5 protein-coding genes are annotated in these 10,666 nt (G+C 70.0%); 4 read left to right on the top strand and 1 reads right to left on the bottom strand.

What is annotated here, in order from left to right; all coding sequences use genetic code 11:
• The first annotated feature begins 51 nt into the window (after nucleotides 1–51).
• Entirely contained in the window at nucleotides 52–2,868 is a 2,817-nt protein-coding gene (gene secA / locus ACFWVV_RS35700; RefSeq protein ID WP_384357984.1) for a preprotein translocase subunit SecA, read from the top strand.
• A gap of 84 nt (nucleotides 2,869–2,952) precedes the next feature.
• On the opposite strand, the gene ACFWVV_RS35705 is transcribed toward secA, so the two are convergent.
• Nucleotides 2,953–3,465 carry an Rv3235 family protein gene (locus ACFWVV_RS35705; RefSeq protein ID WP_384357982.1) on the bottom strand — a complete coding sequence of 171 codons (513 nt, stop codon included), beginning with the start codon at nucleotides 3,463–3,465 and terminating at the stop codon, nucleotides 2,953–2,955.
• Nucleotides 3,466–3,898: 433 nt separating this feature from the next.
• On the opposite strand from ACFWVV_RS35705, the gene ACFWVV_RS35710 reads away from it, so the two are divergent.
• The 3 genes from ACFWVV_RS35710 (at nucleotide 3,899) to ACFWVV_RS35720 (ending at nucleotide 10,444) form a co-directional block, all read left to right on the top strand.
• Entirely contained in the window at nucleotides 3,899–4,408 is a 510-nt protein-coding gene (locus ACFWVV_RS35710; protein ID WP_384357980.1) for a DUF6912 family protein, read from the top strand.
• Nucleotides 4,409–4,464: 56 nt separating this feature from the next.
• Nucleotides 4,465–5,118, top strand: coding sequence for an HAD family hydrolase (locus ACFWVV_RS35715; RefSeq protein WP_384357978.1), 654 nt, complete (start codon nucleotides 4,465–4,467; stop codon nucleotides 5,116–5,118).
• A 385-nt stretch (nucleotides 5,119–5,503) separates the two neighbouring features.
• On the top strand, nucleotides 5,504–10,444 hold the full coding sequence (locus ACFWVV_RS35720; RefSeq protein ID WP_384357976.1) for an NAD-glutamate dehydrogenase: 4,941 nt from the start codon (nucleotides 5,504–5,506) through the stop codon (nucleotides 10,442–10,444).
• Nucleotides 10,445–10,666 lie beyond the last annotated feature (222 nt).

Genomic DNA, 10,666 nt, shown 5'->3' on the forward strand with positions numbered 1-10,666 from the left:
AAGTCACACCGACCCAGTGCACAGGCCCGACCGGCAAGGAGACCAGCCTCAGTGTCCGTCTTCAACAAGCTCATGCGTGCAGGCGAAGGCAAGATCCTGCGCAAACTGCACCGCATCGCGGACCAGGTCAACTCCATCGAAGAGGACTTCGTCAACCTCTCCGACGCCGAGTTGCGCGCCCTGACCGATGAGTACAAGCAGCGGTACGCCGACGGCGAGAGCCTCGACGACCTGATGCCCGAGGCCTTCGCGACCGTCCGCGAAGCGGCCAAGCGCGTCCTCGGCCAGCGCCACTACGACGTCCAGATGATGGGCGGCGCGGCCCTGCACCTCGGGTACGTCGCGGAGATGAAGACCGGTGAGGGCAAGACCCTCGTCGGCACGCTGCCCGCGTACCTCAACGCCCTGTCCGGCAAGGGCGTGCACCTGATCACCACGAACGACTACCTCGCCGAGCGCGACTCCGAGCTGATGGGCCGGGTGCACAAGTTCCTCGGCCTGGAGGTCGGCTGCATCATCGCGAACATGTCGCCGGCCGAGCGCCGCGCGCAGTACGCCTGCGACATCACCTACGGCACGAACAACGAGTTCGGCTTCGACTACCTCCGCGACAACATGGCCTGGTCGCAGGAGGAACTGGTCCAGCGCGGCCACAACTTCGCGATCGTCGACGAGGTCGACTCGATCCTCGTCGACGAGGCCCGTACGCCGCTGATCATCTCCGGTCCCGCCGACCAGGCCACCAAGTGGTACGGCGACTTCGCGAAGCTGGTGACCCGCCTCAAGAAGGGCGAGCCGGGCAACCCGCTGAAGGGCATCGAGGAGACCGGCGACTACGAGGTCGACGAGAAGAAGCGCACCGTCGCCATCCACGAGTCCGGTGTCGCCAAGGTCGAGGACTGGCTGGGCATCGACAACCTCTACGAGTCGGTCAACACCCCGCTCGTCGGTTACCTCAACAACGCGATCAAGGCCAAGGAACTCTTCAAGAAGGACAAGGACTACGTCGTCATCGACGGCGAAGTCATGATCGTCGACGAGCACACCGGCCGTGTGCTCGCGGGCCGCCGCTACAACGAGGGCATGCACCAGGCGATCGAGGCGAAGGAAGGGGTGGACATCAAGGACGAGAACCAGACCCTCGCCACGATCACCCTGCAGAACTTCTTCCGCCTGTACGACGGCCTGTCCGGCATGACCGGTACGGCGATGACCGAGGCCGCGGAGTTCCACCAGATCTACAAGCTGGGCGTCGTGCCGATCCCGACCAACCGGGACATGGTCCGCATCGACCAGTCGGATCTGATCTACCGCACCGAGGTCGCCAAGTTCGCGGCGGTCGTCGACGACATCGCCGAGAAGCACGCCAAGGGCCAGCCGATCCTGGTGGGCACCACCTCGGTCGAGAAGTCCGAGTACCTCTCGCAGCAGCTGTCCAAGCGCGGCGTGCAGCACGAAGTACTCAACGCCAAGCAGCACGACCGCGAGGCGCCGATCATCGCCCAGGCCGGCCGCAAGGGCGCCGTCACCGTCGCCACCAACATGGCCGGACGAGGCACCGACATCAAGCTCGGCGGCAACCCCGACGACCTCGCCGAGGCCGACCTGCGCCAGCAGGGCCTGGACCCGGAGGAGCACATCGAGGAGTGGGCGGCCGCGCTGCCCGCGGCCCTGGAGCGTGCCGAGGCGGCGGTCAAGGCGGAGCACGACGAGGTCAAGGCGCTCGGTGGGCTGTACGTGCTGGGCACCGAGCGGCACGAGTCGCGCCGTATCGACAACCAGCTGCGCGGCCGCTCCGGCCGTCAGGGCGACCCGGGCGAGTCCCGGTTCTACCTGTCGCTGGGCGACGACCTGATGCGCCTGTTCAAGGCCGCGATGGTCGAGCGCGTCATGGCGATGGCGAACGTTCCCGACGACGTGCCGATCGAGAACAAGATGGTGACCCGCGCCATCGCCTCCGCGCAGTCGCAGGTCGAGCAGCAGAACTTCGAGACCCGCAAGAACGTCCTGAAGTACGACGAGGTGCTCAACCGGCAGCGCGAGGTCATCTACGGCGAGCGCCGCCGCGTCCTGAAGGGCGAGGACCTGCAGGACCAGATCAAGCACTTCATGGACGACACGATCGACGCCTACATCCAGGCGGAGACCGTCGAGGGCTTCTCCGAGGAGTGGGACCTCGACCGGCTGTGGGGCGCGTTCAAGCAGCTCTACCCGGTGAAGATCACGGTGGAGGACCTGGAGGAGGCGGCGGGCGACCGCGCGGGCATCACCGCCGAGTTCATCTCCGAGTCCGTCAAGGACGACATCTACGCCCAGTACGAGGACCGCGAGAAGCAGCTCGGCTCGGAGATCATGCGTGAGCTGGAGCGGCGCGTGGTGCTTTCCGTACTGGACCGCAAGTGGCGCGAGCACCTCTACGAGATGGACTACCTCCAGGAGGGCATCGGCCTGCGGGCCATGGCGCAGAAGGACCCGCTGGTGGAGTACCAGCGCGAGGGCTTCGACATGTTCAACGCCATGATGGACGGCATCAAGGAGGAGTCCGTCGGCTACCTGTTCAACCTGGAGGTCCAGGTCGAGCAGCAGGTCGAGGAGGTCCCGGTGCAGGACTCGGGCCTCTCCATGTCCAAGGAGGACGCCGTGCCCGCCGGTGCCTCCCGTCCGGAGATCCGCGCCAAGGGCCTGGAAGCGCCCCAGCGGCCGGACCGGCTGCACTTCTCCGCGCCCACCGTGGACGGTGAGGGCGGGGTCGTCGAGGGCGACTTCGACAACGCGGCCGACGGACCGACCCGTTCCGCGTCGGACGGGCTGACCCGGGCCGAGCGGCGCAAGGCGCAGAAGACGACGGGGCGCCGCAGGAAGAAGTAGGCGGCAGCTCCACGGCCGCCGCGTGGCCGTGCTCGGCCCGATCCGGGCGCGCATTCCTTGGGGAGTGCGCGCCCGGAGGCGTTTTCACACCCCGGCACCCCTGCGGCCGGGGGCGACGCGCTCGCCGCCGAGGTCGACCGCGGTGCAGCGCCAGCGCCGGTCGGCGTGCTGTTCCAGGCGGAAGGCCATGGCGCGGAGCTGCGGGCCCGCGCCGATCATGGCGAAGGCCTCGATCACGTCGGGGCGGGGGCGGAAGCAGCCGCACCTGCGGACCACGGGGCGTGCGCCCCGGGTGCGGAACGGGGTCCGGGGAGCCAGCTCCACCAGCTGGTCGTACGCCTCCCCGATCACCTGGTGGAGCATGCTGATCACCGGGCGCTCGCCGCTGAGCACGGCCAGCAGCCGCACCGCGAACTGGTGGTGCAGGGGCGCGGGGGCACGCGGCGGGCGGAGTGCCGTGCCGCCGGAGCCCGTGCTGCGGCCACCGGTGGGCGTGCCCGGGCCCGTGGTGCGGGGGCCAGTGGTTCCCGGCCGGTCGCCACCGGGGGTCCGGGGGTCGCGGCGCGTGGTGCCGGGCCGGGTCTGGGTCCTGTTCATGCTGAGCGCCCCGCTCTGCCGGGCCCGGGTCATACCGGGCGGTAACTTCTCGTTGGGGATCTTGTACGGGGCGGCGGGGAGCAGCCGCAAGGGGCGTGATCGGCCCCCGGGCCCGGCCCCCGGATTCACCTATCAGAGTGGCCGGGGCCCCGCTGCGGGGTGCGGGCGCGGGGGGCGTGCGGCGCGGAGTGGACGGCGACGGAGGGGGCTCCACCGCCCTGATGGGGGACCCGGAAGTATCCTGATGGCCCGGTGGAGCGGACGTTCCGATCAGGGAAGCCCCGCACCTGATGCACCTGATGCACCGACAACCGACAACCGACGCACCGAGACCCGGTGCACCGAGACCCGATGTACCGAAAACAGGCGCACCGGGACCCGATCCACCGGCGCCACGCCCAGAGCCCCACGTCCCACGAGGAAAGCGACAGCCATGCGCGTCTATGTACCCCTGACCCTTCCCGGTCTCGCAGCGGCGTACAAGGCCGGCGAGCTGGCCCCCGGCCCCCTGGTCGCCTACGCGGTGACGCCCGGGCTGCGGGAGTGGTACGTCTCGGACGACATCGAGGAACTGGAGTACGCCGCCCTGGGCCGCGCGGCGGCTGCCTCGCTGCGGCTGGTGGCGGGGGACCCGTCAGCCGAGCGGCGCCGGGTGGTGCTCGCGGTCGACGTGGCGGACGGCGCGGTGACCGCCGACCCGGACGGCCGGGGGATGGACGCCGGGGCGATCGGCGAGGTGCGCGTCGAGGGCTCCGTACCGCTGAAGAAGGCGGCGGCGGTGCACGCGGACGCGGAGGACGCCCGCGACGACGTGAGCGCCGCGGCGGCGGCGCTGGGGGCGGCGGACCTCGGGGACGACGACGCGCAGTTCACCGTGGACGGCGCCCAGGACCACGAGCTGCTGTGGTTCGGTGTGCAGGAGATCCCCGGACTGATCGGCTGACCTGCGGCGATGGAATTGCCGGCTGCGTTGTCGTACCCCGTGGGTACCGTTCTTCCATGAGGACGCACCTGGTCTGGGACTGGAACGGGACCCTGCTCGACGACATCCACGCGGTCATCGGCGCGAGCAACGCCGCCTTCGCGGAGATCGGCCTGCCGTCGATCACCCTGGAGACGTACCGCGAGCTGTACTGCATACCGATCCCGCTCTTCTACGAGCGTCTGATGGGCCGCGCCCCCACGGACGCGGAGTGGCTGGTCATGGATGCCGCCTTCCACCGGCACTACACCGGGCTGCGGGCGGCCTGCGGGCTGACCGAGGGCGTCGAGGAACTGCTCACCGGCTGGGCCGCGGCCGGCCGCAGCCAGTCCCTGCTGAGCATGTACGGCCACGACGAGCTGGTGCCTGTAGTACGGGAGTACGGCATCGAGCGCCACTTCGTCCGGGTCGACGGCAGGACGGGCCCCTCGGGCGGCACCAAGGCGCAGCACATGGTCCGCCACCTCGCGGCACTGGAGGGTGTCGACCCACGTCGCATCGTGGTCATCGGCGACGCCGTCGACGACGCACTGGCCGCGGCACACGTGGGAGCGGGCGCGGTCCTCTACACCGGCGGCTCGCACAGCAGGAAGGCCCTGGCGACCGCCGGGGTGCCGGTGGTGGACTCGCTGGCGGACGCGGTGCGGCTCGCGGAGGAGATGGCCGCCTGAGGGGACGGGCGCTCCGGGTGGTCCGGGGCGGTCGACGTGCCCCGAACCCCAGGGCGGGTGGTGGACAAAGCGTCGAAGTCCTCCGCACTTTGTCCAACGCCCCGCGAATAACGCCTCCCGGGCAAGGGGGGATAGCCTGGTGCCGTGATCAGCGCGATACGCCTCGGGGGCGGTGCAGCCCCCGGCCCTCGCCCGGCGCACCACCGTGCCCGGGCCCACGCTGGTTTTCCGAACCCGGACCCGCTGCCGAACATGGCCAATAAAGTCACGGGCATCTCTCACCGCGGCATAACGTCGACTTCGACCGGAAACACCGCGTCACGTCGTTGTGTCACCTTCTTCACCACCTACGTCACGCAACGGCGCGCGACAGGAGCCAGAGGACATGCAGACCAAGCTGGACGAAGCCAAGGCCGAGCTGCTCGCACGGGCCGCCCGGGTAGCTGAGAACAGCCCGGCGGGGGGACAACTTCCGACTGGGTCCGAAAGCGATGGGGCACCCGACCAGGACGCCCTACTCGCGTACCTCCAGCGCTACTACCTGCACACCGCACCGGAGGACATCGGCGACCGCGACCCGGTCGACGTCTACGGCGCGGCGCTCTCCCACCACCGGCTCGCGGCGAACCGCCCGCAGGGCACGGCGAACGTACGGGTGCACACCCCGACGGTCGAGGAGAACGGGTGGACGTGCAGCCACTCCGTCGTCGAGGTGGTGACCGACGACATGCCCTTCCTCGTGGACTCGGTGACCAACGAGCTGTCCCGGCAGGGCCGCGGCATCCACGTGGTGATCCACCCGCAGGTGCTGGTGCGCCGGGATGTGACCGGCAAGCTCATCGAGGTCCTCGCCAAGCAGATCAACGGCGACCTGCCGCACGACGCGATCGTCGAATCGTGGATCCACGTCGAGATGGACCGCGAGACCGACCGCGCCGACCTCAAGCAGATCACCGCCGACCTGCTGCGCGTCCTGTCCGACGTCCGTGAGGCCGTCGAGGACTGGGAGAAGATGCGTGACAGCGCGCTGCGCATCGCCGACGAGCTGCCGAACGAGCCCCGCGCGGCCGACCTCCCCGAGCAGGAGGTGGACGAGGCACGCGAGCTGCTCCAGTGGCTGGCTGCCGACCACTTCACCTTCCTCGGCTACCGCGAGTACGAGCTGACCGGCGACGACTCCCTGGCCGCCGTTCCCGGCACCGGCCTCGGCGTCCTGCGGTCGGACCCCAAGCACCACGAGGACGACGAGACGCACCCCGTCTCGCCCTCGTTCAGCAGGCTGCCCGCCGACGCGCGCGCAAAGGCGCGCGAGCACAAGCTGCTCGTCCTGACGAAGGCCAACAGCCGCGCCACCGTGCACCGCCCGTCCTACCTCGACTACGTCGGCGTCAAGAAGTTCGACGCCGAGGGCAACGTGGTGGGCGAGCGCCGCTTCCTCGGCCTGTTCTCCTCCGCCGCGTACACCGAGTCGGTGCGCCGCGTCCCGGTGATCCGGCGCAAGGTCGCCGAGGTCCTGCAGGGCGCCGGCTTCACCGCCAACAGCCACGACGGCCGCGACCTCCTGCAGATCCTGGAGACGTACCCGCGCGACGAGCTGTTCCAGACGCCGGTCGACCAGCTGCGCTCGGTCGTCACCTCCGTCCTGTACCTCCAGGAGCGCCGCCGGCTGCGGCTGTACCTGCGCCAGGACGAGTACGGCCGCTACTACTCGGCCATCGTCTACCTGCCCCGCGACCGCTACACCACGGCAGTCCGGCTGCGGCTCATCGACATCCTCAAGGAGGAGCTCGGCGGCACCAGCGTCGACTTCACCGCCTGGAACACCGAGTCGATCCTCTCCCGGCTGCACTTCGTGGTCCGCGTGGAGACCGGCACCGCGCTGACCACCCTCACCGAGGGCGACGTCGAGCGCATCGAGGCCCGGCTGGCGGAGGCCGCCCGCTCCTGGGCCGACGGCTTCGGCGAGGCACTCAACTCCGAACTGGGCGAGGAGCGCGCCGCCGAGCTCCAGCGCCGCTACGCGCACGCCTTCCCCGAGGGCTACAAGGCCGACCACTCGCCGCGCTCCGCCGTCGCCGACCTGCTCCACCTTGAGCAGCTCGGCAAGGGCGGCAAGGAGTTCGCGCTCAGCCTGTACGAGCCGGTGGGCGCCGCCCCCGGCGAGCGCCGCTTCAAGATCTACCGGACCGGCGACCAGGTCTCGCTGTCCGCCGTACTGCCCGTCCTCCAGCGCCTCGGCGTCGAGGTCGTCGACGAGCGGCCCTACGAGCTGCGCTGCTCGGACCGCACGCACGCGTGGATCTACGACTTCGGTTTGCGGATGCCCCAGCAGCCCGGCCAGAACGGTGCCGACTACCTCGGCGACGACGCCCGCGAACGCTTCCAGGACGCCTTCGCCGCGGTCTGGACGGGAGCCGCCGAGAACGACGGCTTCAACTCCCTGGTGCTCGGCGCCGGTCTCACCTGGCGGCAGGCCGTCGTCCTGCGCGCGTACGCCAAGTACCTGCGCCAGGCCGGAGCGATGTTCAGCCAGGACTACATGGAGGAGACCCTCCGTACCAACGTCCACACCACGCGGCTGCTGATCTCGCTGTTCGAGGCGCGCATGTCGCCCGGCCGGCAGAAGGCAGGCACCGAGCTCACCGACGGGCTGCTCGAAGAGCTCGACGGGGCACTCGACCAGGTCGCCTCGCTCGACGAGGACCGCATCCTGCGCTCCTTCCTCACCGTCATCAAGGCCACGCTGCGGACGAACTTCTTCCAGCTGTCGCAGAGCGGCGAGCCGCACACCTACGTGTCGATGAAGTTCGACCCGCAGGCCATCCCGGACCTGCCCGCACCCCGCCCGGCGTACGAGATCTGGGTGTACTCGCCCCGCGTCGAGGGTGTGCACCTGCGCTTCGGCAAGGTCGCGCGCGGCGGTCTGCGCTGGTCGGACCGGCGCGAGGACTTCCGTACCGAGGTGCTCGGCCTGGTCAAGGCACAGATGGTGAAGAACACCGTCATCGTGCCGGTCGGCGCCAAGGGCGGCTTCGTCGCGAAGAACCTCCCCGACCCGACGGTGGACCGCGACGCGTGGCTGGCCGAGGGCATCGCCTCGTACCGCACCTTCATCTCCGCACTGCTGGACATCACCGACAACATGGTGGCGGGCGAGGTCGTCCCGCCGAAGGACGTCGTACGGCACGACGAGGACGACACGTACCTCGTGGTCGCCGCCGACAAGGGCACCGCGACGTTCTCCGACATCGCCAACGAGATCGCCGTCGCCTACGACTTCTGGCTCGGTGACGCCTTCGCCTCCGGCGGCTCCGTCGGCTACGACCACAAGGGGATGGGCATCACCGCCCGCGGCGCCTGGGAGTCCGTGAAGCGGCACTTCCGCGAGCTCGGCCACGACACCCAGAGCGAGGACTTCACGGTCGTCGGCGTCGGCGACATGTCCGGTGACGTCTTCGGCAACGGCATGCTGCTCTCCGAGCACATCCGCCTGGTGGCCGCCTTCGACCACCGGCACATCTTCATCGACCCGAACCCGGACGCGGCCCTCTCCTACGCCGAGCGGCGCCGCCTCTTCGAGCTGCCGCGCAGCTCCTGGGCCGACTACAACAAGGAACTGCTCTCGCAGGGCGGCGGCATCCACCCGCGCAGCGCCAAGTCCATCCCGGTGAACGCCGCGATGCGCGAGACCCTGGGCCTCCCGGCCGGTACCGCCAAGATGACGCCCTCCGACCTGATGCAGGCCATCCTCAAGGCGCCGGTCGACCTGCTGTGGAACGGCGGCATCGGCACGTACGTGAAGTCGACCGTCGAGACCAACGCGGACGTCGGCGACAAGGCGAACGACGCCATCCGCGTCAACGGCGAGGACCTGCGGGTCAAGGTCGTCGGCGAGGGCGGCAACCTGGGCGCCACCCAGCTCGGCCGCATCGAGTTCGCCCGCACCGGCGGCCGGATCAACACCGACGCCATCGACAACAGCGCCGGCGTGGACACCTCCGACCACGAGGTGAACATCAAGATCCTGCTCAACGCCCTGGTGACCGACGGGGACATGACCGTCAAGCAGCGCAACAAGCTGCTCGCCGCGATGACCGACGAGGTCGGCACCCTGGTGCTGCGCAACAACTACGCGCAGAACACCGCCCTGTCCAACGCGGTCGCCCAGTCCTCCTCGCTGCTCCACGCGCACCAGCGCTTCATGCGCAGGCTGGGCCGCGACGGACACCTGGACCGGGCCCTGGAGTTCCTGCCCAACGACCGGCAGATCCGCGAACTGCTGAACAACTCCAAGGGGCTCTCGCAGCCCGAGCTGGCCGTCCTGCTGGCCTACACGAAGATCACCGTCGCCGACGAACTGATCTCCACGGGCCTGCCGGACGACCCGCACCTGCGCACCCTGCTGCACGACTACTTCCCCGCACCGCTGCGCGAGAAGTTCGCCGAGCAGATCGACGCGCACGCCCTGCGCCGCGAGATCATCACCACGGTGCTGGTCAACGACACGGTGAACACCGGTGGTTCGACGTTCCTGCACCGGCTCCGCGAGGAGACCGGCGCGTCCACCGAGGAAGTCGTACGGGCGCAGTTCGCGGCCCGCGCGATCTTCGGACTGAGCGAGGTCTGGGACGCGGTCGAGGCACTCGACAACAAGGTCGCCGCCGACGTCCAGACCCGCATCCGGCTGCACTCGCGCCGGCTCGTCGAGCGCGGCACCCGCTGGCTGCTCGGCAACCGGCCGCAGCCGCTGGAGATCGGCGAGACCGTCGAGTTCTTCAGGGACGGCGTGGCCGCGGTCTGGCGGGACCTGCCGGGGCTGCTGCGCGGCGCGGACCTGGAGTGGTACCAGGGCATCCTGGACGAGCTCACTGCGGTGGGCGTCCCCGAGGAGCTGGCACTGCGTGTGGCGGGCTTCTCGTCCGCCTTCCCGATCCTCGACGTGGTGGCCATCGCGGACCGCATCGAGAAGGACCCGATGGATGTCGCCGAGGTGTACTACGACCTGGGTGACCGCCTCGGCATCACCCAGCTGATGGACCGCATCATCGAGCTGCCGCGCGCCGACCGCTGGCAGTCCATGGCGCGTGCCTCCATCCGCGAGGACCTGTACGCCGCCCACGCGGGCCTGACCCAGGACGTGCTGTCCGCCGGGAACGGCAGCTCCACCCCGGAGCAGCGCTACAAGGCCTGGGAGGAGAAGAACGCGGCCCTGCTGGGCCGTGCCCGCACCACCCTGGAGGAGATCCAGGGTTCGGACGACTTCGACCTGGCGAACCTGTCGGTCGCGATGCGGACGATGCGCACGCTGCTGCGCAACCGGGTCTGACACCCGGACGGTCTGACACCCGGACGGTCTGACACCCGGACGGGCCCGGCACCCGGACGGGCCCGGCACCCGGACGGGCCCGGCACCCGGACCACCGCCGAGGGGCGCCCACCGTACGAGCGGGGGGGGCCCCCCGGGGGGGGGTGGGGGTGGGGGCTACGGGGGGTTGGAACACCAGGTCAGGGGACCGGCGAAGGGCGGGACGAGGGGGGCACTGGGCGC

The organism is Streptomyces sp. NPDC058663 (assembly GCF_042716745.1).
In the GTDB taxonomy this organism is placed as follows: Bacteria; Actinomycetota; Actinomycetes; order Streptomycetales; family Streptomycetaceae; genus Streptomyces.